The 22,843-nt window shown below is 69.9% G+C and carries 22 protein-coding genes; all 22 read left to right on the top strand.

Annotated elements, in window-relative coordinates:
- Positions 1–37: 37 nt before the first annotated feature.
- The 22 genes from NS3_RS14510 to secF all read left to right on the top strand — a co-directional run bounded on the left by NS3_RS14510 (position 38) and on the right by secF (position 22,811).
- Positions 38–1,015 carry a phosphatidylinositol mannoside acyltransferase gene (locus NS3_RS14510; protein ID WP_067859716.1) on the top strand — a complete coding sequence of 326 codons (978 nt, stop codon included), beginning with the start codon at positions 38–40 and terminating at the stop codon, positions 1,013–1,015.
- The gene (locus NS3_RS14505) at positions 1,012–2,136 is read left to right on the top strand and encodes a glycosyltransferase family 4 protein (RefSeq protein ID WP_067859714.1); all 1,125 of its coding nucleotides are present in this window, start codon (positions 1,012–1,014) and stop codon (positions 2,134–2,136) included. Before NS3_RS14510 ends, NS3_RS14505 begins: the two co-directional genes overlap by 4 nt.
- Positions 2,136–3,179 carry an NUDIX hydrolase gene (locus tag NS3_RS14500; protein WP_067860012.1) on the top strand — a complete coding sequence of 348 codons (1,044 nt, stop codon included), beginning with the start codon at positions 2,136–2,138 and terminating at the stop codon, positions 3,177–3,179. Before NS3_RS14505 ends, NS3_RS14500 begins: the two co-directional genes overlap by 1 nt.
- A 391-nt stretch (positions 3,180–3,570) precedes the next feature.
- Positions 3,571–4,491, top strand: coding sequence for a pyridoxal 5'-phosphate synthase lyase subunit PdxS (pdxS, locus tag NS3_RS14495; RefSeq protein ID WP_067859711.1), 921 nt, complete (start codon positions 3,571–3,573; stop codon positions 4,489–4,491).
- Positions 4,492–4,583: 92 nt separating this feature from the next.
- Entirely contained in the window at positions 4,584–5,402 is an 819-nt protein-coding gene (locus tag NS3_RS14490) for an acyl-CoA thioesterase (RefSeq protein ID WP_067859708.1), read from the top strand.
- Positions 5,403–5,470: 68 nt separating this feature from the next.
- On the top strand, positions 5,471–6,130 hold the full coding sequence (gene pdxT / locus NS3_RS14485; RefSeq protein WP_174550473.1) for a pyridoxal 5'-phosphate synthase glutaminase subunit PdxT: 660 nt from the start codon (positions 5,471–5,473) through the stop codon (positions 6,128–6,130).
- Between the two features lie 77 nt (positions 6,131–6,207).
- Positions 6,208–6,960, top strand: coding sequence for a YebC/PmpR family DNA-binding transcriptional regulator (locus NS3_RS14480; protein ID WP_067859702.1), 753 nt, complete (start codon positions 6,208–6,210; stop codon positions 6,958–6,960).
- A gap of 442 nt (positions 6,961–7,402) precedes the next feature.
- On the top strand, positions 7,403–7,939 hold the full coding sequence (locus NS3_RS14475; protein ID WP_067859700.1) for an MSMEG_0572/Sll0783 family nitrogen starvation response protein: 537 nt from the start codon (positions 7,403–7,405) through the stop codon (positions 7,937–7,939).
- A gap of 11 nt (positions 7,940–7,950) precedes the next feature.
- A complete protein-coding gene (locus NS3_RS14470) occupies positions 7,951–9,009 on the top strand; it encodes an MSMEG_0568 family radical SAM protein (RefSeq protein ID WP_067859698.1) in 1,059 nt (352 codons plus the stop codon).
- A gap of 16 nt (positions 9,010–9,025) precedes the next feature.
- Positions 9,026–10,555: an MSMEG_0567/sll0787 family protein gene (locus NS3_RS14465; protein WP_245649622.1), complete on the top strand. Its 1,530-nt coding sequence runs from the start codon at positions 9,026–9,028 to the stop codon at positions 10,553–10,555.
- Positions 10,552–11,457, top strand: coding sequence for a carbon-nitrogen hydrolase family protein (locus tag NS3_RS14460; RefSeq protein ID WP_067859694.1), 906 nt, complete (start codon positions 10,552–10,554; stop codon positions 11,455–11,457). The genes NS3_RS14465 and NS3_RS14460 overlap by 4 nt, the downstream gene beginning before the upstream one ends.
- Positions 11,458–11,517: 60 nt before the next feature.
- Positions 11,518–12,792 carry an MSMEG_0569 family flavin-dependent oxidoreductase gene (locus NS3_RS14455; RefSeq protein WP_245649621.1) on the top strand — a complete coding sequence of 425 codons (1,275 nt, stop codon included), beginning with the start codon at positions 11,518–11,520 and terminating at the stop codon, positions 12,790–12,792.
- A 28-nt stretch (positions 12,793–12,820) separates the two neighbouring features.
- Complete coding sequence (locus NS3_RS14450) at positions 12,821–13,672, top strand: carbon-nitrogen hydrolase family protein (protein ID WP_067859691.1); 852 nt, start codon at positions 12,821–12,823, stop codon at positions 13,670–13,672.
- The gene (locus NS3_RS14445; RefSeq protein ID WP_067859688.1) at positions 13,672–14,784 is read left to right on the top strand and encodes an MSMEG_0565 family glycosyltransferase; all 1,113 of its coding nucleotides are present in this window, start codon (positions 13,672–13,674) and stop codon (positions 14,782–14,784) included. Before NS3_RS14450 ends, NS3_RS14445 begins: the two co-directional genes overlap by 1 nt.
- 91 nt (positions 14,785–14,875) lie before the next feature.
- Positions 14,876–15,385 carry an O-acetyl-ADP-ribose deacetylase gene (locus NS3_RS14440; protein ID WP_067859685.1) on the top strand — a complete coding sequence of 170 codons (510 nt, stop codon included), beginning with the start codon at positions 14,876–14,878 and terminating at the stop codon, positions 15,383–15,385.
- 503 nt (positions 15,386–15,888) lie between these two features.
- Positions 15,889–16,503 (top strand): crossover junction endodeoxyribonuclease RuvC, encoded by a 615-nt coding sequence (gene ruvC, locus NS3_RS14435; RefSeq protein ID WP_067859683.1) that lies wholly within the window; start codon positions 15,889–15,891, stop codon positions 16,501–16,503.
- Positions 16,500–17,105, top strand: coding sequence for a Holliday junction branch migration protein RuvA (ruvA, locus tag NS3_RS14430; RefSeq protein WP_067859680.1), 606 nt, complete (start codon positions 16,500–16,502; stop codon positions 17,103–17,105). Before ruvC ends, ruvA begins: the two co-directional genes overlap by 4 nt.
- A 66-nt stretch (positions 17,106–17,171) precedes the next feature.
- The gene (gene ruvB, locus NS3_RS14425; RefSeq protein WP_067860004.1) at positions 17,172–18,254 is read left to right on the top strand and encodes a Holliday junction branch migration DNA helicase RuvB; all 1,083 of its coding nucleotides are present in this window, start codon (positions 17,172–17,174) and stop codon (positions 18,252–18,254) included.
- A gap of 47 nt (positions 18,255–18,301) precedes the next feature.
- Positions 18,302–18,820 (top strand): GtrA family protein, encoded by a 519-nt coding sequence (locus NS3_RS14420; RefSeq protein WP_067859677.1) that lies wholly within the window; start codon positions 18,302–18,304, stop codon positions 18,818–18,820.
- Positions 18,821–19,153: 333 nt separating this feature from the next.
- Entirely contained in the window at positions 19,154–19,552 is a 399-nt protein-coding gene (yajC, locus tag NS3_RS14415) for a preprotein translocase subunit YajC (protein ID WP_067860001.1), read from the top strand.
- 98 nt (positions 19,553–19,650) lie between these two features.
- Positions 19,651–21,540 (top strand): protein translocase subunit SecD, encoded by a 1,890-nt coding sequence (secD, locus tag NS3_RS14410; RefSeq protein ID WP_067859674.1) that lies wholly within the window; start codon positions 19,651–19,653, stop codon positions 21,538–21,540.
- Entirely contained in the window at positions 21,537–22,811 is a 1,275-nt protein-coding gene (gene secF / locus NS3_RS14405; RefSeq protein ID WP_373865308.1) for a protein translocase subunit SecF, read from the top strand. The genes secD and secF overlap by 4 nt, the downstream gene beginning before the upstream one ends.
- Positions 22,812–22,843 lie beyond the last annotated feature (32 nt).

Genomic DNA, 22,843 nt, shown 5'->3' with positions numbered 1-22,843 from the left:
GCGCGCGGGCTGCCCGGCGTCGGGTAAAGGGGCAGGCGTGAGTTTCGGCGACCGGCTGAGCGCCGCCGGTTACGCCGCGGGCTGGCGGATCGTGCGGGCACTGCCCGAGCGCACCGCCCGCCGCGCCTTCGACTGGGGCGGCGGGCGGGCCGCGCGCAACGGCAGCCCGATGCAGTTGCGCCGCAATCTCGCCCGGGTACTCGGCGTCGCTCCGGAGGATGTTCCCGACGAACTGATTCGCGCGAGCCTGCGCTCCTACGCGCGCTACTGGCGCGAGGCGTTCCGGCTGCCGACCATGGATCACGTCGCGCTCGGACACTCACCGTTGCTGCCGGTGGACGGCATTCCGCACCTGGAGGCCGCGCTGGATCGCGGTCGCGGGATCGTGCTGGTGCTGCCGCATTCGGGCAACTGGGACATGGCCGGGGTGTGGCTGGTGCAGAACTACGGCACCTTCGCGACCGTGGCCGAGCGTCTGCAGCCGGAGTCGCTGTTCGAGCGCTTCGTCGCCTACCGGGAGAGCCTCGGCTTCGAGGTGTTCGCTCTGACCGGCGGTGAACAGCCGCCGTTCGTGCAGCTCGCGCAGCGGCTGCGTGAGAACAAGTTCGTGTGCCTGATGGGTGAGCGCGACCTCACCGGGCGCGGGGTGCCGGTCGAGTTCTTCGGCGAGCGCACCTGGATGCCCGCCGGAGCGGCCAAGCTGGCCATCGAGACCGGTGCCGCGCTGATGCCGGTGCAGTGCTGGTTCACCGTGGACGACGACGGCGTCGAGGGCTGGGGTTTCCGTGTCGATCCGCCGCTGGACGTCTCCGGCGGTGTCGCGGCGGCCACCCAGGCGCTGGCGGACCGGTTCGCCGCCGGAATCGCCGAGCACCCGGCAGACTGGCACATGCTGCAGCCGCTGTGGGAGAGCGACCTGTCGCCGGAACGGCGGGCCAGGATCGCCGAGGCGCAGGCCCGCCTCGCCGAACGCGGTGAAGGAGTGGTACGCGGGGGAAGAGACGAGACAGCATGAAGATCGGCATGGTCTGCCCGTATTCGTTCGATGTTCCCGGTGGTGTGCAGGCGCACGTGGTCGAACTGGCGCGGGTGTTCATCGAGCGTGGGCATCAGGTGAGTGTGCTCGCGCCTGCCTCGGAGGAGACTTCGCTGCCGGACTTCGTGGTCTCGGCGGGCCGGGCGGTCGCCATCCCCTACAACGGGTCGGTCGCGCGGCTGTCCTTCGGCCCGATGGCCTACGCCCGGATCCGGCGCTGGATCGAGGGCAACGACTTCGATGTATTGCATATCCACGAGCCGAACGCGCCGAGCCTGTCGATGCTGGCGCTGAAGATCGCCGAGGGGCCGATCGTGGCGACCTTCCACACCTCCACCACCCGCTCGCTGGTGCTGAGCACCTTCCAAGGCGTGCTGCGGCCGTACCACGAGAAGATCAGCGGCCGCATCGCCGTCTCGGAGTTGGCCAGGCGTTGGCAGGTGGAGGCGCTGGGCTCCGATGCCGTCGAGATCCCCAACGGCGTGGACGTGCCCGCTTTCGCTCGGGCGCCCATGCTGGCGGGGTATCCCCGCGCGGGCGGCACCGTGCTGTTCCTCGGCCGTTACGACGAGCCGCGCAAGGGCATGCAGGTGCTGCTCGAGGCATTGCCGGAGCTGGTGCGCAGGCATCCGGACATCGAGGTCCTGGTGGTCGGCCGTGGTGACGAACAGCGGTTGCGCCGCGAGGCAGGCCCGAACGCCGGTCGCCTGCGTTTGCTGGGTCAGGTCTCCGACGAGGAGAAGGCCTCCGCGATGCGCAGCGCCGATGTCTACGTCGCGCCGAATCTCGGCGGCGAGAGCTTCGGCATCATCCTGATCGAGGCGATGGCCGCGGGCACCCCGGTGGTCGCCAGCGAACTCGACGCCTTCCGCCGGGTGCTGCGCGACGGCGCCGCGGGCCGGCTGGTGCCGATCGGCGACGCGGCCCGGCTCGCCGAGGCCATCGACACCCTCCTCACCGATGCGGAGCAGCGGGATGCGCTGGTGCGCAAGGCGAATCAGGTGGTCGCCGAATACGATTGGCCCGTGGTGGCCGAACAGATCCTGCGCGTCTACGAGACCGTGACGGTCGGCGACGCGCGGGTGCGGGCCGCCGGATGATCACCTTCTCCGCGACCACGGTCCTCGTTCTCGCGCTCATCGCCGCGATCGTGGTCGCCACCGGCGTCTGGGCGTATTCGACCGCCAACCGGCTGGACCGGTTGCACGTGCGCTCCGACCAGTCCTGGCAGGCGCTGGACGCCGCGCTGGCCCGCCGCGCCGTGGTGGCCAGATCGGTGGCGATGGCGATCGCCGGTCCGGTCTCCGATCCGGCCCTGGGCGATCAGGCCAAACGTCTGGCCGTACTGGCCGATCGGGCGGAGCGGGTCGATCGCGCCGATCGGGAGGTGGTGGAGAACCAGCTCTCGACCGCCCTGTCCGGGATCGACATCGGGCTGCTGCGCCCGCAGCTGGTCGCCGAACTCGCCGACGCCGAGGCCAGGGTTCTCATCGCCCGACGCTTCCACAACGACGCCGTGCGCGACACCTTGGCGCTGCGTACCCGCCGCCCGGTGCGCTGGCTGCACCTGGGCGGCACCGCTGCGCTGCCGACCTACTTCGAGATCACCGAACGGGTCACCCCCGCGGCGTCGACCGGGCTCGCTGTCGACACCGTGCGTACCTCGGCGCGCGTGGTGCTGCTCGACGAACGCGACCGCATCCTGCTCATGCGCGGCAGCGACCCGAACACCCCGGACACCCCGTTCTGGTTCACCATCGGCGGCGGTGTCGAGCCGGGGGAGAGCCTGCGCGCGGCCGCGGTGCGCGAGCTGTGGGAGGAGACCGGCTACACCGCCGACCCGGCCGCGTTGCGCGGTCCGATCTGGCGGCGGGTGGCGGTGTTCCCCTTCGACGGTGACCTGATCCGCGCCGAGGAGCTGTTCTTCGCGCTTCGGGTGCCCGCCTACGAACCGCAGCCGGGTAATCTCAGCTCGCTCGAGAAACGCTGCGTCACCGCCCACCGCTGGTGCGCACCGGCCGATATCGTGGCACTGGAGGCCGCGGGTGAGCCGGTCTACCCCTTCGATCTCGACGAGTTGCTCGTCGAGGCGGCCGAAGTCGCTTCGGGCACTTCCGATCCCGTGGTGCAATCGATCCGCTGACCGCGCCGCGCGAGGTGTGATCCGCTTCACGATCGTGCTAGTTTCGGACTGGTTCGCGGGCCCTTCGGGTAGCCCACTCGACGTGTGCCGCGCACCCGCGCGGGACCAACCCGCGACGAAGCCGGGCGGCTGGTGTCCCGGCTGATGTGGAGGTGGCTTTACCCATGTCGTACCTGCTCTACGACTTCCTGTTGCCGATCCTGGGTCCGTCGGTCGCCGAATACTGGGCGCAGCTGCTGGTCGTCGGCCCGATCTGATCGGTCCACTCCGATCGGCCGGGTACGGACGTGGCCTGCGCCACCAGGCCAGTCGTGCTCGACTGGCTATCAAGTGGCATTCACGGCGCGCCTAGAATTGGTTCGTTTCCTACCGAGCGACCCGATTGGCGCACATGACTCAGCAGAATGCCGTGACCACGTCCGATACCACCCAGACCGTCGGCACCGCCCGCGTGAAGCGCGGCATGGCCGAGATGCTCAAGGGTGGGGTGATCATGGACGTCGTGACCCCCGAGCAAGCCAAGATCGCCGAGGACGCGGGTGCGGTCGCGGTGATGGCGCTCGAGCGGGTGCCCGCCGACATCCGGGCACAGGGCGGCGTGTCCCGGATGAGCGATCCGGACATGATCGACGGCATCATCAGCGCCGTCTCGATCCCGGTCATGGCCAAGGCGCGCATCGGTCACTTCGTCGAGGCGCAGATCCTGCAGAGCCTCGGCGTCGACTACATCGACGAGTCCGAGGTGCTCACCCCGGCCGACTACAGCAACCACATCGACAAGTGGCAGTTCACGGTGCCCTTCGTCTGTGGCGCCACCAACCTGGGTGAGGCACTGCGCCGCATCACCGAAGGCGCGGCCATGATCCGTTCCAAGGGCGAGGCGGGCACCGGCGACGTCTCCAACGCCACCACCCACATGCGCAAGATCCGTCAGGAGATCCGCAAGCTCTCCTCGCTGCCCGCCGACGAGCTGTTCGTCGCCGCCAAGGAACTGCAGGCGCCCTACGAGCTGGTCCGCGAGGTCGCCGAGACCGGCAAGCTGCCCGTCGTGCTGTTCACCGCCGGTGGCATCGCCACCCCGGCCGACGCCGCGATGATGATGCAGCTCGGCGCCGAGGGCGTGTTCGTCGGCTCGGGCATCTTCAAGTCCGGCAACCCGGCCCAGCGCGCCGAGGCCATCGTCAAGGCCACCACCTTCTACGACGATCCGGATGTGCTGGCCAAGGTCTCGCGCGGCCTGGGCGAGGCGATGGTCGGCATCAACGTCGAGGAGATCCCGCAGCCGCACCGGCTGGCCGAACGCGGCTGGTGAACCGGTAGCAGAACCTGCCCCGGAAACCGGCAGACCCGAACGGCCCGTGCGCCCCGCACGGGCCGTTCTGCGGCTCGGGATAGTCTCAGCGCATGGCGACCATAGAAGAAGCGCTGGAGATCGAGCGCATCGAGCGCGACATCTTCCGTGGCGCGTCGACCAAGACCCAGCTGCAGCGCACGTTCGGCGGCCAAGTCGCCGGTCAGGCACTCGTCTCCGCGGTGCGCACCGTCGAGCCCCGCTACCAGGTGCACTCGCTGCACGGATACTTCCTGCGGCCGGGTAACCCGCAGCAACCCACCGTGTACCAGGTGGAGCGGATTCGCGACGGGCGTTCGTTCTGCACCCGCCGGGTCACCGGCATCCAGGACGGCCAGGCGATCTTCACCATGTCGGCCTCCTTCCACCTCGGTGACACCGGTCCCGAGCATCAGGACGAGATGCCGCCGGTCGCCTCGCCGGAGGAACTGGGCGATTCGCAGGAGACCATGAGCCCCGAGCGGCTGTGGGCACTGCGCGAATGGGAGCACTGGGACATCCGCATGGTCCCCCAGGAGTCGGTGGTGCGCCGCGAGGGCGTGGCCGCCCAGCAGCAGGTGTGGTTCCGGTACCGTCAGCCGCTGCCCGACGATCCGCTGTTCCACGTCTGCACGCTGGCCTACATGAGCGATATGACGCTGCTCGGCTCGTCGAAGGTGACCCACCCCGACGAACCCACCCAGAACGCCTCGCTCGACCACGCCATGTGGTTCCTGCGTCCGTTCCGCGCCGACGACTGGCTGCTCTACGACCAGTCCTCGCCGTCGGCGGGTTTCGGTCGCGGCCTGACCTCGGGGCGGATCTTCGACCGCAAGGGCGAGCTGGTGGCCTCCGTGGTCCAGGAGGGCCTGATCCGCACCCTGCGGGACTGATTCCGGGGCGCGCACGGCCCGAGCGGGCGTGAGCGGGCCCACACCGGGCCCGCTCGTAAGCTGAGCCGGTGACCCAGACCCCGGTTTCCGCTCCCGTCACCGACGCGCAGGTGTCGCAGTCCCGCCCGGCCATCGGCGTGCTGGCCCTGCAGGGTGATGTGCGCGAGCATCTCGCGGCACTGGAGAGCTGTGGCGCGGATGCCGTGCTGGTGCGCCGGGTGAGCGAACTCGACGCCGTGGACGGGTTGATCCTGCCGGGCGGGGAGTCCACCGCGATCAGCAAACTGCTGGGAGTCTTCGAGCTGCTGGAGCCGCTGCGCGCCCGGCTGCGCGACGGCTTGCCCGCCTTCGGCTCGTGCGCCGGGATGATCCTGCTGGCCTCGGAGGTGCTCGACACCCGCCCCGACGCCCAGCACCTGTCGGGCATCGATATGACGGTGCGGCGCAACGCTTTCGGCCGGCAGATCGACTCCTTCGAGACCGACCTGGACTTCGCCGGGCTCGACGACGGCCCGGTGCGCGCCGTGTTCATCCGGGCGCCCTGGGTCGAGCGCGTGGGCGAGGGGGTGCAGGTGCTGGCCACTGTGCCGGAGGGGCCGGGCGCGGGTCGCGTCGTGGCGGTGCGGCAGGGAAACGTGCTGGCGACCTCCTTCCATCCGGAGGTCACCGGCGATCTGCGGGTGCACCGGATGTTCGTCGACATCGTGCGCGCGGCGCGTCGGGATTGAGGCCAGCGACGGGCGCGCGGGCGTTCCGGGGTAACGTACACACTCCGAATGTGCAACCGACCCGAAGGAAGTAGGGAATGAGCGGCCACTCCAAATGGGCCACCACCAAGCACAAGAAGGCCGCGATCGACGCCAAGCGGGGCAAGCTCTTCGCGAAGCTGATCAAGAACATCGAGGTGGCGGCCCGCACGGGTGGCGGTGATCCCGACGGCAACCCGACGCTCTACGACGCCATCCAGAAGGCCAAGAAGTCGTCGGTGCCCAACGACAACATCGAGCGCGCTCGCAAGCGCGGCGGTGGTGAAGAAGCCGGCGGCGCCGACTGGCAGACCATCATGTACGAGGGCTACGGCCCCAACGGCGTCGCGGTGCTCATCGAATGTCTGACCGACAACCGCAACCGCGCGGCCGGTGAGGTGCGCGTGGCCATGACCCGCAACGGTGGCAACATGGCCGACCCGGGTTCGGTGGCGTACCTGTTCCACCGCAAGGGCGTCGTCACCCTGGAGAAGAACGGTCTGTCCGAGGACGACGTGCTCATGGCGGTGCTCGACGCGGGCGCCGAGGAGGTCAACGACCTCGGTGATTCCTTCGAGATCATCAGCGAGCCCGGCGATCTGATCGCGGTGCGCACGGCCCTGCAGTCCGCCGGCATCGACTACGACTCCGCCGAGTCCGGCTTCCAGCCCTCGGTCAGCGTCCCGGTCGACGCCGACGGCGCGCGCAAGGTCTTCAAGCTGGTCGACGCGCTCGAGGACAGCGACGACGTGCAGAACGTCTACACCAACGTGGACCTCTCCGACGAGGTGCTCGCACAGCTCGACGACTGAGCGGTCCGACCGCTCGGTTCTTCACGCATTCTCCGCCGAGGCGGGTCACGGGCCGGAAGGTCCGTGACCCGCCTCGGGTCGTTTCCGCCCCGTCGACCTTCCGGGTGCGGTCATTTCCACGGCGTGACATCCGGGGACGCGAAAGTGACATCCGCCGTCGATCCGGCAAGCCGAATCGCGGACGTCGATTACGGCGCGGCTAACCGCGTCCCGGGCCCACCGATGTGCGCAGCTCTCTCGCGCAACGAAATCCGTTGCTGGACAGCATGTCAGGAGCCTTTCGGGAGAGAGCTCGGTTTCGTAACCCGGGCAACGCCGAGTTATTCCCGATGCGACCATTCGGAAACACCTGGGGAGTGAACTCAGTGGTGCCGGCACGAGCCAACGCGGTGCGGGCAGACATCGCAGGCCAGGATTCACGACCCGTAGGGAAGAAGAGCGCATGTCCACGAGCACCCCCGACATCGACCAGCTGATCGCGGAGAACATGGCGAAGTCTCTCGCCGAGATTCCGCATCCGGCTCTGCCCAAGGGCAGCAATATCTACGGCTCCACCAAGATCTTCCCCGATTACCAGGCCGAAGCGGGCGAAACCTACTTCACCCTGGTGCACGGCATCGCCCACGAGTCCTCGGTCAGTTTCGTCGCCATCCTGCAGGCCACCCGCGCACTGCGCAAAGGCTTCGAGTCGGCGATCTACTTCTACGGCCCCGGCGCCATCAACTGCGTCGCCACCCGTGGCTTCCCGACCACCGGCGACAGCGGCTTCCCCGGCGAGCAGAACATCAACGAGGCGCTGGCCACCTTCATCAAGGAAGGCGGCACCGTCTTCGCCTGCCGCTTCGGTCTCGCACTGCACGGCGCGCGGGAAGAAGACCTGATCGAGGGCGTCGTGCCCGCGCACCCGCTCGACGTCCAGGACGCGCTGATCCACTACGCGCGCAAGGGCGCCATCATCAACTCGACCTACCAGCTGTAGGTGATCCGGTCATGGCCGAGATCTCCACCCGGGTGGACCTCGCACTGCTCGGCGTCCGCGTCGATGTCCCGCTGAGCCGCCGGTCCGGGGCGGGGCCGAGCGACGACGGGCACGTGCGGATCGACGGCGCCAACGTCGCCGTCCCCATCCGCTCCGACAGCCCCTACTCGCTACTCGACGGCCGCCTCCTGCTCGACGGCGTCGACGTGGACGTGCCGGTCGATCCGGTGCGCAGACCGAAGTTCTACGACCTCGCCACCGCCGACGGCGTCTCCTACGCGAAGATCGCCCGGCTGCACGGCGGCGACGTGCTGGCCACCACCGTCGTGCAGACCTGCATCCGCTACGCCGAGGACCGACGCTGCCGCTTCTGCTCCATCGAGGCATCCCTCGAGGCGGGCAGCACCATCGCGGTGAAACGTCCCGAGCAGCTGGCCGAGGTCGCCGCGGCGGCGGTCCGCCTGGACGGCGTGAAGCAGATGGTCATGACCACCGGCACCTCCGCCGCCGAGGATCGCGGCGCGCGCCACCTCGCGCGCTGCGTCCGCGCGGTCACGAAGGCCGTGCCCGACCTGCCCATCCAGGTGCAGTGCGAGCCGCCGGGCGACCTGTCGGTCATCGCCGATCTGTACGAGGCGGGTGCCGACTCGATCGGTATCCACGTCGAATCACTCGACGACCGGGTGCGGGCGCGGTGGATGCCGGGCAAGTCGACCGTCCCGCTCACCGCGTACCGCACCGCGTGGGCCGAAGCGGTCCGGGTCTTCGGCCGCAACCAGGTCTCCACCTACCTGCTGGTCGGCCTGGGCGAGGACCCCGACGAATTGGTCGCGGGCGCAGAGGAACTCATCGACATGGGCGTCTACCCCTTCGTCGTACCGTTCCGCCCGCTGGCGGGCACCCTCGCGGTGGACGTCGACGGGGCGAGCGCTCCGCCACCGGAGGTACTCACGGATGTGACCGAGCGGGTCGCGAGCGCACTGCGCCGGGCATCGATGTTCGGCGCCGACCAGAACGCGGGCTGTGCGGCGTGCGGCGCGTGCGGAGTGCTGCAAGCGGCGGGAGGCTGAGATGCGGGAGGCTGAGATGCGAGAGTCCGAGATGCGGGAGTCCGAGATGACGGGCGGTGTGTCCAGGAGCGCCGGGACCCAGGCCGGGGCTACGGCGACCGGGGGCGCGTCGACAACGACCGGTTGGGCCGGCTACACCGCAAGCGGACCGGACTCGCCGGGGCGGTGCGTGCTCGCAGGCAGCAGGCGGCACGACGATCCGGGCTTCCTCATCCGGCCCGCCGACGGCCCGTTGCTCGTCGCCTACCGCGCACTGCGCCGGGAGATCTTCGTCCGGGAGCAGGGCCTGTTCGCGGGTAGCGACGCCGACGACATCGACGACGATCCGCGTTGTCACGTCCTGGTGGCGCTGGCGCCGGACGGAACCCTGCTCGGCGGCGTGCGACTGGCTCCCGCGACCAGTGCGGACATCGGCTGGTGGACCGGCAGCAGGCTGGTGGTCGATCCGCGTAGCCGCGCCAAGGGGCTGGGCCCCGCGCTGATCCGGGCCGCCTGCGCGCTCGCCGAGAACCAGCAGGTGCTGCGGTTCGAGGCCACCGTGCGTGCGCGCTACGAGTCGATGTTCACCGAGATCGGCTGGATCAGGCTGGGCGACAGGGAGATAGCGGGCGCACCGCACGTGTGGATGCGCTGGCCGATCGACCGGATCGAGCGGCAGGCCCAGGCGGCGAAAGCGATGCTCGCCCAGGCGCTCACACCCCTGCGGGCGCAGCCGATGGGATTGGGCGGCCGTGGTTTCCGTGGCGACGACGGCGCACCGGTCCCCGGTACCGATCTCATCGCCGCCTGCGACGCCATCCTGCCCTCCATGGTCGAACGCGATCCCGAGTGGGCGGGCTGGTGTTCGGTCCTGGTCAACCTCAACGACCTGTCCGCCATGGGCGCGGAGCCGGTGGGCATGCTCGACGCCGTCGGCGCGCCCAACCATTCGATTCTCACCAGGGTGTTGCGGGGTCTGTCCCGCGCCGCCGAGGCATGGCAGGTGCCGGTGCTCGGCGGACACACCCAGCTCGGCGTCCCGGCGGCCCTGTCGGTCACCGCGCTGGGTCGCACGGAGACTCCGGTGCGCGGTGGCGGCGGCAGGGTCGGCGACGAGATACGGCTGACCGCCGACCTGGGCGGCGACTGGCGTCCCGGCTACAGCGGCAGGCAATGGGATTCGTCGTCGCGCCGCACCGGCGAGGAACTGCGCGCCCTCGGCCGCTTCGTCGCCCGGACCGCGCCCACGGCGGCCAAGGACGTCTCCATGGCCGGATTCGCGGGCACCGCGGGCATGCTCGCCGAGGCAGCGGGAGTCGGCGCGGAACTCGACATCGCCCGCATCCCGCGCCCGGCAGGAGCCTCGGTCGCCGAATGGCTCACCTGCTTCCCGGGGTTCGCCATGATCACCGCCGACCGCGCAGGTGCGCCCATCGCCCCCGCCGGTCCCGCCGAGTCCGCGGTGTGCGGAGTCCTCACCTCGGCGCCGGGGGTGCGGTTGCGCTGGCCGGACGGGACGACAACGACAGCGGTGCACGGCACCGTCACCGGATTGGGAGAATCTTGACCACCATCTCGGTCGCCGCCGCCGAATTCGGCCGCGACATCCAGCAGTGCTACCGCACCATCGGCGTTCTCATCGACCAGGCGCGGGAACGGGGCAGCGATCTGCTCGTCCTGCCCGAGGCCTGCCTGGGCGGCTATCTGCCCAGCCTCGGCGGCGGCGCGGAGAACGACGAGGCCAGGCAACGCAGGCTGCGCAATCTGCCGCCCGCTCTCGCACTCGACGGCCGGGAACTGCGCCGGGTCGCCGCCATGGCGGGCGATCTCGTCGTCACTCTCGGCTTCTGCGAAGCCGACGGCGACATCCGTTACAACGCCGCGGTCACCCTGACCGGCGACGGCATTCTCGGTTCCTACCGCAAGGTGCACCAGCCGCTGGGCGAAAACCTCTGCTACGAAGCGGGTTCGGAGTACAAGGCCTTCGACACGCCGGTCGGCCGGATGGGAATGCAGATCTGCTACGACAAAGCATTCCCCGAGGCGGCGCGCAGTCTGGCGCTCGACGGTGCCGAGATCATCACCTCGCTGTCGGCCTGGCCGACCGCCCGCACCGGCGCCGCCGAACGGCTCGAGGACGACCGCTGGAAGCAGCGCTTCGACATCTACGACCGTGCCCGCGCGCTGGAGAACCAGCTGATCTGGGTGGCCTCCAACCAGGCGGGCCGGTTCGGTTCGCTGCGCTTCGTGTGTAGCGCGAAGATCGTCGGCCCGGGTGGGGAGATCCTCGCCGACACCGGCGTGGCGCCGGGGCTGGCCACCGCGACCGTGGACGTCGGTCACGAGCTGGGCCGGGCTCGTGGTGGCGGCATGTACAACCTGGGCGACCGCAGGCCCGAGCTCTATCACAGGGTGGTCGACCGCTACGGCGTGGTCGGGCAGCCGGACCGGCCCGCGCCGGCGGCGTGAGCCGTGCCCGGCGAGTTCCCCGCCCCGTATTCCACCGCCCACCGTCCAGGGAGCGAACCAGTGACCGCACAACACCATCCCTCCGCCGGTATCGAACACCGTGACGTGGTGATCGTCGGCGCGGGACAGGCAGGTCTGTCGATCAGCAGGCACCTGACCGACCGCGGCGTGGACCACCTCGTCCTCGAACGCGACACCATCGCCCACGAATGGCTCGACAGCCGATGGGACAACTTCACCCTCGTCACCCCGAACTGGCAGTGCGTGCTGCCCGGCTACCGCTACCACGGCTGCGACCCACACGGGTTCATGAGCCGCGACGAGGTGTACCGCTGGGTCCGCGACTACGCGGACACCTTCGATCCGCCGGTGCGCGAGCACGTCACGGTGCAGTCGGTGACCCAGGCTCCCGGCGGCGGCTTCGACGTGGTCACCAGCGCGGGCCGCTGGCACGCCGGTCAGGTGGTCGTCGCGGCGGGCGGCTACCACGAACCGATCGTGCCGCGCTTCGCGGAGAGACTGCCCGCGGGAATCACCCAGATCCATTCGGCGCACTACCGTAGCGCCGCCGACCTGCCCGACGGCGCGGTCCTCGTCGTCGGCACCGGGCAGTCCGGCGCCCAGATCGCCGAAGACCTGCACCTGGACGGGCGTGCCGTGCACCTGGCGGTGGGCAACGCCCCGCGCGTGGCCCGCTTCTACCGCGGCCGGGACTGCGTGGCCTGGCTGCACGACATGGGTCACTACGACATCCCCATCGAGGACCAGCCCGGCGGGCTGGGCAAACGCGAGAACACCAACCACTACGTCACCGGCCGTGACGGTGGCCGCGACATCGACCTGCGCCGGTTCGCCCGTGAGGGCATGTCGCTCTACGGCCGTATGACCGATGTCTCCGCCGACGGAATCGTCTCTTTCGCACCGACATTGGCCGCCTCGCTCGACGCCGCCGACGCGGTGGCCGAGAGCATCAAGGACAGCATCGACGCCTACATCGAGCGCGCGGGCATCGACGCCCCGCAGGAGGCGCGCTACGTGCCGGTGTGGCGGCCCGAGCGCGAGGTCACCGAACTCGGCCTGGCCGAGCGCGGCATCACCTCGGTGGTGTGGTCGGTCGGCTACCGCACCGACTACCGGTGGCTGCGGGTCGGTGTCTTCGACGGCGAGGGCCACCCCTGCCACAACCGCGGCGTCACCGCCACACCCGGCCTGTATTTCCTCGGCCTGCCCTGGCTGCACACCTGGGGTTCGGGCCGGTTCGCCGCCGTCGCCCGTGACGCGGAATTCCTCGCCGAGCAGATCATGCCCGCCGTCCGGGAAACCGCGGCAGCCTGAGCCGCGGCAGCCGGAGACAGGAGGCGCGGTGCCCACCACCCGGATCGCGGCGCTGGCAGGCCATTTCGGTCCCGACATCGGCCGAGCGCTGGAAAAGCTGGCCGGCATCATCGAACGACTCACCGAGCGCGGCGTCGATCTGCTCGTCCTGCCCGACGCCACTCTCGGCGGCTACATCGGCGACCTGCGCAATCCGGACCCGGCCACGGGACCCGAAGCCATCGACCCCGACGGCCCGGAGATCCGGCTGCTGCGCCGGATGGCGGGCCCGATGACTGTGTGCGTCGGGTACGCCGAACGTGACGGCGATCGGCGCTACAACTCTGCGGTCTGCCTGACCGGCGACGGCATCCTCGGCCGCCACCGCAAAGTGCACCAGCCCGCCGGTGAGCACCTCGCCTACGCCGCGGGCGACGAGTTCGCCGCCTTCGACACCCCGGTCGGCCGGATGGGCATGCTCATCGACTACGACAAGACCTTTCCCGAATCCGCGCGCACCCTCGCCCTCGACGGCGCCCATCTCATCGCGGCCCTGTCGGCCTGGCCCGCCAGCATCACCGACCGCGCCTCGCGCCTGCCCAACGACCGCCAGTCCCGCCTGTTCGACCTCTACGACCAGGCGCGCGCCGCCGAGAACCAGGTCGTGCTCGCCTCCTCGAACCAGACCGGGGCGACCGGGAATCTGCGCTTCCTCGGCCAGGCCAAAGTCGTCGGCCCGGGTGGGGAGATCCTTTCGCGTACCTGGTCCAAAGGCGGGCTGGCCCAGGTCGATCTGGACATCGCCGCCGAGGTCGAACGCGCCCGCCGCGTGCTGCGCCATATCGCCGAACGCCGCGTCGACACCTATCGCAACCTGCCCGCCGACAAGGACTTCCGATGATGCGCATCGCCCTGCTGACGTACTCGACCAAACCGCGCGGCGGCGTGGTCCACACCCTCGCCCTCGCCGAAGCCCTGACCCGTGCGGGCGCCGCGGTCACCGTATGGACGCTGGGCAGGGGCGGCGACACCGGCTTCTTCCGTCCGGTCGATCCCGCCGTGGCGCTGCGGATCGTGCCCTTTCCCGAGGTCGCCGGGGAGACCGTCGGAGCCCGCATCCTGCGCTCCGTCGAGGTGCTGCGGGCGGCTTTCGACCCCTCCGGCTACGACATCGTGCACGCCCAGGACTGCATCAGCGCCAACGCCGTCGGCCACTGTGTGCGCACCATCCACCACCTCGACACCTTCACCACGCCGGAACTGGCCCGCTGTCACGAACGCGCGATCGTCGACCCCTACGCCCGCATCTGCGTATCGCGCACCGTGGCCGAGGAGGTCGAAGCGGGCTGGGGCCTGCGACCGGCGGTCATCCCCAACGGCGTCGACCACGACCGCTTCGCGGCGGCCGCCTCGGACACGCCGGTTGCCGTCGCGGCGCGTGCACGGTGGCAACGCGAACTCGGCCGCTACGTCCTGGCCGTGGGCGGCATCGAACCGCGCAAAGGCAGCCTCTCCCTCCTGGAGGCCTATGCCGCACTGTCCCGTGACGACCCCGGTCTGGCTCTGGTCTTCGCCGGCGGCGAAACCCTCTTCGACTACCGCGACTATCGAGCCGCCTTCGACTGCCGCGCCCGCGAACTCGGCATCGAACCCCGTGTGCTCGGAACCGTCGACCACGCCGAACTCCCCGCCCTGATGGCGGGCGCCGCGGTCTTCCCGTTCCTGTCGACCAAGGAAGGATTCGGCCTCGCCGCTATGGAGGCTTTGGCCGCGGGCGTCCCGGTCGTGGTCCGCGACCTGCCCGTATTCCGCGAAGTCTTCGGCGGCGCAGTCCGTTTCGCCGCCGACCCCGCCGACATGGCCGCCGCGATGGCCGCCTCCCTCGTCCCCGATCCGGACAGAGCCCGTCGCGGCCGCGACCTCGCCGCGAGCTTCAGCTGGGACGCCACGGCCGCCGCGCACCTCGACTTCTACCGCACGCATGCTCCCGGCCGCGCCGCCCCGGCCGCCTGACCGATCCGAGCGACGGCAGCCCGCGGTCCGAACCGCCGAGGGCCGCCGGAAATCCCGGGCATCCCCCGCCGCGGTTGGGAAGAATACGGGCATGGCCTCCCTCGAACTCGTCCGTGGCGACATCTCCTTGCAGGAGGTGGACGCGATCGTCAACGCCGCCAACTCCTCGCTGCTCGGCGGCGGTGGGGTGGACGGCGCGATCCATCGCCGGGGCGGACCGCGCATCCTCGCCGAGTGCCAGCAGTTGCGCGAGACGCGCTATCCCGGCGGACTTCCCGTCGGTCAGGCGGTCGCCACGAACGGCGGCGACCTGCCCGCTCGCTGGGTCGTGCACACCGTCGGCCCGGTCCATTCCGTTCGCGAGGACCGCTCCGACCAGCTCATCTCCTGCTACCGCGAATCCCTGCGCATCGCCGACGAACTCGGTGCCAGGACGGTCGCCTTCCCGGCCATCTCCACCGGCGCTTTCGGCTGGCCCATGGACGACGGCGCGCGCATCGCGATCGAGACAGTGCGTGCCGCCGACACCGCGATCGAGCAGATCCGCTTCGTCCTCTACGACGCGGTCGCCTACGACGTCTTCGCCGCGCGCCTGCCCTGATCACGCCGCGCGCCCTGCCCGGGATGTGCCGCCGGGCGGAACGCGGGCAGGTTCCGCACCGCATGGCCGGCGCGGGGAGTGTCCCGAGAGGCGGTCGACGCCGTGCGTTGCGGCCGGGTGCGGGCAGTGATGAAGTCGCCGTATGGCAGAAGAAGGGGGCGCGCCGCGGTCGTACGGCGGAAAGCCCTGGATCATGAACGGCCGCATCGTGACCAGTACGAGCGATCTCACCGAGCGCGAGTACTTCACCTGGTCTGGTGGGCCCAGATCATGCAGATCGCCTTTCCGATCGACCGATTCGGGCAATCGATGTCCATGAGCGACCTCACACGGAGCAGGAATCCCGGGCCCTCACCGTTCTGTTCGAACTGCTCGATGCCTTCCTGGCCGAACGTGAGCGAATGGAGTCGGAGCCGGGCTGAGTCGTGTCGCTTGCCCGCCGCTCACCGGCCGTCCACTAGACTCTCGAACAATTGTTCGTGTCCGGGAAGAGGTGGGTTGTCGTGCGGGTGATGGGCGTCGACCCCGGACTCACCAGGTGCGGATTGAGCATGGTCGAGGGCGGGCGCGGTCGCACCGTCACCGCGATCGACGTGGACGTGGTGCGGACCCCGCCGGAGATGGATCTGGCCCACCGGTTGCTCCAGGTCGCCGACGCCGCCGAGAAATGGATGGACGCCCACCGGCCGGAGGCCGTCGCGATCGAGCGGGTGTTCGCCCAGCACAATGTGCGTACGGCGATGGGGACCGCGCAGGCGGGCGGGGTGATCGCGCTGGCCGCCGCGCGCCGCGATATCCCGGTGGTGTTCCACACCCCGAGCGAAGTCAAGGCCGCCGTGACCGGCAACGGCAGTGCCGACAAGGCGCAGGTGACCGCGATGGTGACCCGCATCCTGGGGTTGAAGACCGCACCGAAACCGGCCGACGCGGCGGATGCGCTGGCTCTGGCGATCTGCCATTGTTGGCGGGCGCCGCTGCTGGCCAGAATGGCCGCGGCCGAGGCTCAGGCGGCCGAGGCGCAGCGGCGGTATGCCGAACGCCTGGCCGAACAGCGCTCGGCGCAGCAGCGGTCGGTTCGAGAACGCTCGGTCCCAGAAGGAAAGGCGGTGCGCGGGTGATCGCGTCGGTACGCGGTGAAGTCCTCGAGATCGCGCTCGATCACGCGGTGGTGGAGGCCTGCGGCGTCGGCTACCGGCTCAACGCCACTCCCACCACGCTGGCCGGCCTGACACGTGGCCAGGAGACTCGCCTCTACACGGCCATGATCGTGCGCGAGGACTCGATGACCCTCTACGGCTTCGCCGACACCGAGGCGCGCGACCTGTTCGGGCTGTTGCAGACTGTCTCCGGCGTCGGTCCCCGCCTGGCGATGGCGGTGCTCGCCGTGCTCGAGCCGGAGGCGCTGCGCAAAGCGCTGGCCGAGAGCAATGTCGCCGCGCTCACCAGGGTGCCCGGTATCGGCAAACGCGGCGCCGAGCGCATGGTGGTCGAACTGCGCGACAAGGTGAATCAGGTGCCGGTGCAGGCCGGTCCGCCGGGCACCGCGCCCGCCGCGGTCCTCACCCCGGTCCGCGACCAGGTCGTCGAAGCGCTCACCGGGCTCGGGTTCCCGCTCAAGCAGGCCGAACAGGCCGTCGACGCCGTACTCGCCGAGCAGCCCGCCGCGACCACGTCGGTGGCATTGCGGGCCGCGCTGTCGCTGTTGGGCAAGAACCGGTAGCCCCTCATGGCAGAGAACTTCGACATGGCAGGCGACGACTCGGCAGGCGACGACTTGGCAGACCAGATGGCAGACGATTACGACGACGACGAATCCCCGGTCACCGCGAACCTGTTGCGCTCCGACGGCGAGATCGAAGGCGATCTGCGCCCGAAATCGCTGGACACCTTCATCGGCCAGCCCCGGGTTCGCGAGCAACTCGCCTTGGTCCTGCGCGGCGCCAAACAGCGCGGCAGCACACCCGACCACGTCCTGCTGTCCGGTCCGCCCGGCCTCGGTAAGACCAGCATGGCGATGATCATCGCCGCCGAACTCGGGACGGCGCTGCGCATCACCTCCGGCCCCGCCCTGGAACGCGCGGGCGACCTGGCCGCCATGCTGAGCAATCTGGTCGAGGGCGACGTGCTGTTCATCGACGAGATCCACCGCATCGCCCGCCCGGCCGAGGAGATGCTGTACCTGGCGATGGAGGACTTCCGGGTCGACGTCGTGGTCGGCAAGGGGCCCGGCGCCACCTCCATCCCGCTCGACATCGCCCCGTTCACCCTCGTCGGCGCCACCACCCGCTCCGGTGCGCTCACCGGACCGCTGCGCGACCGCTTCGGCTTCACCGGCCACATGGACTTCTACGAGCCCGCCGAACTGCTGCGCATCCTGCAACGCTCGGCGCAGATCCTGGGGGTGCGCATCGACGACGATGCCGCCGCCGAGGTCGCCGGGCGCTCGCGCGGTACGCCGCGCATCGCCAACCGGCTGCTGCGCCGCGTCCGCGACTACGCCGAGGTCCGCGCCGACGGATTCATCACCCTGCCGGTGGCCCGCGCCGCGCTGGAGGTCTACGACGTCGACGTGCTCGGCCTGGACCGGCTCGACCGCGCGGTGCTCGACGCCCTGGTCCGCGGTTTCAACGGCGGGCCGGTGGGTGTGTCCACGCTGGCCGTCGCGGTGGGCGAGGAGGCCACCACCGTCGAGGAGGTGTGCGAGCCGTTCCTGGTGCGCGCCGGGCTGGTGGCCCGCACTCCGCGCGGTCGCGTCGCCACGGCCGCGGCCTGGGAACACCTCGGCCTGGTACCGCCGCCGGACCTGGTCTTCGGCGCCGTCGAGGTGCGTGGCCGGACTCCGCAACCGACGCTGGACCTGTTCGACTGAAACCCTCGGCGGCGGCACGAAATCCGTGCCCCCGTTAGAGTCGCAGCATGACGGTGGTCAACTCCGTGCTCGATCGAATGCCCGAGCCGCTGCGCAGCAAGGCGATCGAGCATCGCGAACTGCTCAAGTTCGCCACGGTCGGCGCCATCACCTGGTTCATCGACACCGGCGTGGTCTACACGGTGAAGCTGACCGTGCTCGGTGAGAAGCCGTTGACCGCGCGCCTGCTCGGTGTCCTGATCGCGACCATCGCCTCCTACATCCTCAACCGCGAGTGGTCCTTCCGCACCCGCGGTGGCAGGCAGCGATCGCACGAGGCCGCGCTGTTCTTCGCGGTCAGCGCGCTCGGCATCGGCGTCACCATGATCCCGCAGGCGATCTCGCTGTACGTACTGGATCTGCGGGTGCCGCACGTGTCCGCGGTGACCCAGGCACTCGCGAATTTCATCACCGGTCAGATCCTGGGCGTGCTGCTGGCCATGGTGTTCCGGTTCTGGGCGATCCGGCGGTTCGTGTTCCCCGACGACCTGCACGCGACCGAGACGGCGGGCGTTCGGCGTCGATAGCCGCCGTGCGCCGGCATCGACGAGTTCGCGGGCACGGTCATCCACACCACCGCCTGGGACGACGACTTCGATCCGACGGGCAGGCGCGCGGCGATCATCGGCACCGGCGCCACCGCCGTCCAGTCGGTGCCCGAGATCGCGGCGGGCGGCGTCGTTCCCCCTCGACGACTACATCTACGGGCAGGTCGGGACCACAGCCGCGCGCTGACATCGCGTCGGGGACGCCGTCGCGTGCCCCGCGGGGTGTGCGGATGCGGCCGAAGTTGCGGTAGCTGGCAGACTGTGTGGGTCCCCGGCCCACCTCCACCCAGAAGACATGGACTGACATCGATGATCGATTTACTGTTCCCGCTCCTGCTGGTCCTCCTGCTCGTGCCGATGTTCCTCGGCATCCGCCGTCAGAAGCGTGAAGCCGAGAAGGTCGCAGCCATGCAGGACGGCCTGAAAGTCGGTGACTCGGTGATCACCACCTCGGGCCTGTGGGGCACGGTCGTCGATGTCGACGAGGACACCGTCGACCTGGAGATCGCCGAAGACGTGGTGACCACCTGGCTGCGCCAGGCGATCCGCGAGGTCCGTGTCGAGGAGCAGGCCGCCGAGTCGACCACCGAATCGGCTACCGCCGAGACGACCGCCCCCGAGACGACCGCCGACCGGGCGGCCTCCGGGGTGGAGGAGTCCGCCGACCAGACCGAGAACCGGCTGAACGACAACCGGCTGAACAAGGACTGATACCGCACCACCGCCACCGAGGCGGGTCGGCGCGTGCGCGCCGGCTGCCCCGGTGTACGCCCGTTCCACTCTCGACTTCCGCCTAGGAGATACGCACTGTGCCACCTTCCCAGGGATCGGCGCATCCGCTCAGGTTGCTCGGCGTCTTCGTCGCGCTGCTGGCCGTGATCTACGCGCTGGTGTTCTTCACCGGTGACAAATCCCCGACACCCAAACTCGGCATCGACCTACAGGGTGGCACTCGCGTCACACTGACCGCGCGCACCCCGGACGGCAGCAGCCCGAGCCAGGACAGCCTGCGCAAGGCGCAGGAGATCATCGAGAACCGCGTCAACGGCCTCGGCGTCTCCGGCTCCGAAGTGGCGATCGAGGGCGACAACATCGTCATCACCGTGCCCGGCGACGACGGCCAGCAGGCCCGGGCGCTGGCGACCACCGCCAAGCTCTACATCCGCCCGGTGCTGGCCGCGACGCCGTTCGCCGGGACGCCGCAGGGTGCCCCCGCGACCGACGCGCCCGCTCCCGCGCCGCAGACCCCGCCCGCCGACGTTCCTCCGGCCGATGCTCCGCCCGCGGAGGTCCCGCCTGCCGAGGTACCGCCCGCCGTAGCCCCGCCCGCGGACGTCCCGCCCCCGGCGGAGGTCCCGCCCCCGCCGCCCGCGGACGCGCTGCCCGCGCCCGACGCCCTGGTCGAGCCGGCCCCGCAGCCGCGCGTGTTCCCCGCGCAGCCGCCGATCGACGAGCAGCCGCCGGTCGAGCAGCCGCCGGTCGGTGAGCAGCCTCCTGCCGAGCAGCCGCCGGTCGAGCAGCCCCCTGCCGAGCAGCCTCCTGTCGATACGCAGGAGGAGGACGACCTCACCCCGCAGGAGCGCGTCCAGCGCGATATCGCCGCGGCCAAGCAGGCCAGGCAGAGCACCGATCCCACCGCCCAGCAGGCCGCCATGGCGGCGATGGACTGCAGCAAGCAGGATCCGCTCGCGGGCAACGACGACCCGAACCTGCCGCTGGTGACCTGCTCGCAGGACGGCACCGAGGTGTTCCTGCTCGATGTCAGCCGCATCGACGGCCAGGAGATCAAGGACGCCGTGGCCAATCTCGACACCCAGCAGTCCCGCTGGGTCGTCGACCTGGAGTTCAAGGGCTCCGGTTCGGACGCCTGGGCCGACCTGACCGGTGAGTACCTGTACAAGCGGGTCGCCTTCACCCTGGACTCCCAGGTGGTCAGCGCGCCGCAGGTGCAGGCGGGTCCGCAGCTGGGTGGACGCACTCAGATCTCCGGTCAGTTCAACGCCACATCGTCGAGGGAGCTGGCCAACACTCTGAAGTACGGTTCGCTGCCGCTGTCGTTCCAGACCTCCGAGGCCGAGACCGTCTCGGCCACTCTGGGGCTGTCGTCGCTGCACGCGGGCCTGATCGCCGGCGCGATCGGCATGATCGTGGTGCTGCTGTACTGCCTGCTCTACTACCGGATGCTCGGTTTGCTGACCGCGCTTTCGCTGATCGGCTCCGGTTTCGCGGTGTACGGATTGATGGTGTTGCTCGGCCGGTGGATCGGCTTCACCCTCGACCTGGCCGGCATCGCCGGTCTGATCATCGGTATCGGCATGACCGCCGACTCGTTCGTGGTGTTCTTCGAACGCATCAAGGACGAGATGCGTGAGGGCCGTAGTTTCCGCTCGGCGGTGCCGCGCGGCTGGCAGCGGGCACGCCGCACGATTCTGTCCGGCAACGCGGTCAGCTTCATCGCCGCCGCCGTGCTGTACGTGCTCGCGGCCGGTCAGGTCAAGGGCTTCGCCTTCACCCTCGGTCTGACCACCATTCTCGACGTGGTGGTGGTCTTCCTGATGACCGCGCCGTTGGTGCTGCTCGCCTCGCGCTCGGCCTTCTGGGCGAAACCCTCGGTGAACGGTCTGGGTGCGATCCAGGAGGTCGCTCGGGAGCGCAGGGCCGCCGAGGCCGCCCCTGCGGAAGGTGTGAGGACGCGATGACCAAACCCAACAACATGACCGATACCGGCAGCTCGTCGCTGAACAAGCGCGACGAGGATCGCGCGCAGAGTTCGGTCGACGATTTCGCCTACGGTTCGGGCGCGCCCCGCCACGGGTTCTTCAACCGCCTCTACACCGGCACCGGCGCGATCGACGTGATCGGCCGCCGCCGGATGTGGTACATCGTGACCGCGGTGATCGTGTTGCTGGCGCTGGCGAGCATCCTGATCCGGGGCTTCAACTTCGGCATCGATTTCGAGGGCGGCTCGCGCATTCAGTTCCCTGCCGGGAACGCGACGACCAGCGAGGTCGAAGAGGTCTACCGGGACACCATGGGATCGGACCCGGAAACGGTGCAGACCGTGGGCGTCGGCTCGACCGCGACCGTGCTCATCCGCTCGGAGGCACTGGACGCGAACGAGGTCGATCAGCTGACCAGCGCCCTGTACGAAGAGTTCCAGCCGAAGAACAGCGACGGTGAACCGAGCCGGGCCGCGATCAGCGTCTCCGACGTCAGCGAGACCTGGGGTGATCAGATCACCAGGAAGGCGCTGATCGCGCTGGCGGTCTTCCTGGTGCTGGTTTCGGTCTACATCGCGGTCCGATTCGAACGGGATATGGCGCTCGCGGCGCTGGCCGCGCTGGTCTTCGACGTCGTGGTCACCGCGGGTGTGTACGCGCTCGTCGGTTTCGAGGTCACCCCGGCGACGGTGATCGGCGTGCTCACCATTCTCGGCTTCTCGCTGTACGACTCGGTGGTCGTCTTCGACAAGGTCGAGGAGAACACCAGGGGCATCCTGCACCTGAATCGGCGCACCTACGCCGAACAGACCAACCTGGCGGTCAACCAGACGCTGATGCGCTCGATCAACACCGCCGTCATCGGCGTGCTGCCGATCGTCGCGCTGATGGTGATCGCGGTGTGGATGCTCGGTGTCGGCACGCTCAAGGATCTGGCGCTGGTGCAGCTGGTCGGCCTGTTGGTCGGCACCTACTCGTCGATCTTCTTCGCGAGCCCGCTGCTCGTCTCGCTCAAGGAGCGCTGGGGGCCGGTCGCCGCGCACACCAAGAAGGTGCTGGCCAAGCGATCCAACGCGGCCGCGGCCCGTGCGGCCAGGGAAGCCGAACTGCGGGTGGCGAACGCGACCAGGCGCGCCGGCGGGGAGGACTTCGCGGCAGCGGGTCCGCGTCCGGGCGCGCGTCCGCGCAGCGGCGAGGGACGCGCAGCGGGGGAGCAGCGCCCCGCGGGCAAGCGTCAGCGAAGGAACTGAGTCGAACAGTCCGGCGGATCAGGTAGATAAGG

Origin of the sequence: Nocardia shimofusensis NBRC 100134 (assembly GCF_001613125.1) — a bacterium.
In the GTDB taxonomy this organism is placed as follows: Bacteria; Actinomycetota; Actinomycetes; order Mycobacteriales; family Mycobacteriaceae; genus Nocardia; species Nocardia shimofusensis.
This window is presented reverse-complemented; position numbering and strand designations above follow the sequence as displayed.

What these genes read in the sequence shown, in the direction of transcription:
- secF (WP_373865308.1), top strand. Translation starts at nt 21,537, where the DNA reads ATGACCAAACCCAACAACATGACCGATACCGGCAGCTCGTCGCTGAAC.
- NS3_RS14505 (WP_067859714.1), top strand. Translation starts at nt 1,012, where the DNA reads ATGAAGATCGGCATGGTCTGCCCGTATTCGTTCGATGTTCCCGGTGGT.
- NS3_RS14490 (WP_067859708.1), top strand. Translation starts at nt 4,584, where the DNA reads ATGGCGACCATAGAAGAAGCGCTGGAGATCGAGCGCATCGAGCGCGAC.
- NS3_RS14440 (WP_067859685.1), top strand. Translation starts at nt 14,876, where the DNA reads ATGGCCTCCCTCGAACTCGTCCGTGGCGACATCTCCTTGCAGGAGGTG.
- NS3_RS14445 (WP_067859688.1), top strand. Translation starts at nt 13,672, where the DNA reads ATGCGCATCGCCCTGCTGACGTACTCGACCAAACCGCGCGGCGGCGTG.
- ruvB (WP_067860004.1), top strand. Translation starts at nt 17,172, where the DNA reads ATGGCAGACGATTACGACGACGACGAATCCCCGGTCACCGCGAACCTG.
- NS3_RS14420 (WP_067859677.1), top strand. Translation starts at nt 18,302, where the DNA reads ATGACGGTGGTCAACTCCGTGCTCGATCGAATGCCCGAGCCGCTGCGC.
- NS3_RS14465 (WP_245649622.1), top strand. Translation starts at nt 9,026, where the DNA reads ATGCGAGAGTCCGAGATGCGGGAGTCCGAGATGACGGGCGGTGTGTCC.
- pdxS (WP_067859711.1), top strand. Translation starts at nt 3,571, where the DNA reads ATGACTCAGCAGAATGCCGTGACCACGTCCGATACCACCCAGACCGTC.
- NS3_RS14475 (WP_067859700.1), top strand. Translation starts at nt 7,403, where the DNA reads ATGTCCACGAGCACCCCCGACATCGACCAGCTGATCGCGGAGAACATG.
- NS3_RS14480 (WP_067859702.1), top strand. Translation starts at nt 6,208, where the DNA reads ATGAGCGGCCACTCCAAATGGGCCACCACCAAGCACAAGAAGGCCGCG.
- NS3_RS14470 (WP_067859698.1), top strand. Translation starts at nt 7,951, where the DNA reads ATGGCCGAGATCTCCACCCGGGTGGACCTCGCACTGCTCGGCGTCCGC.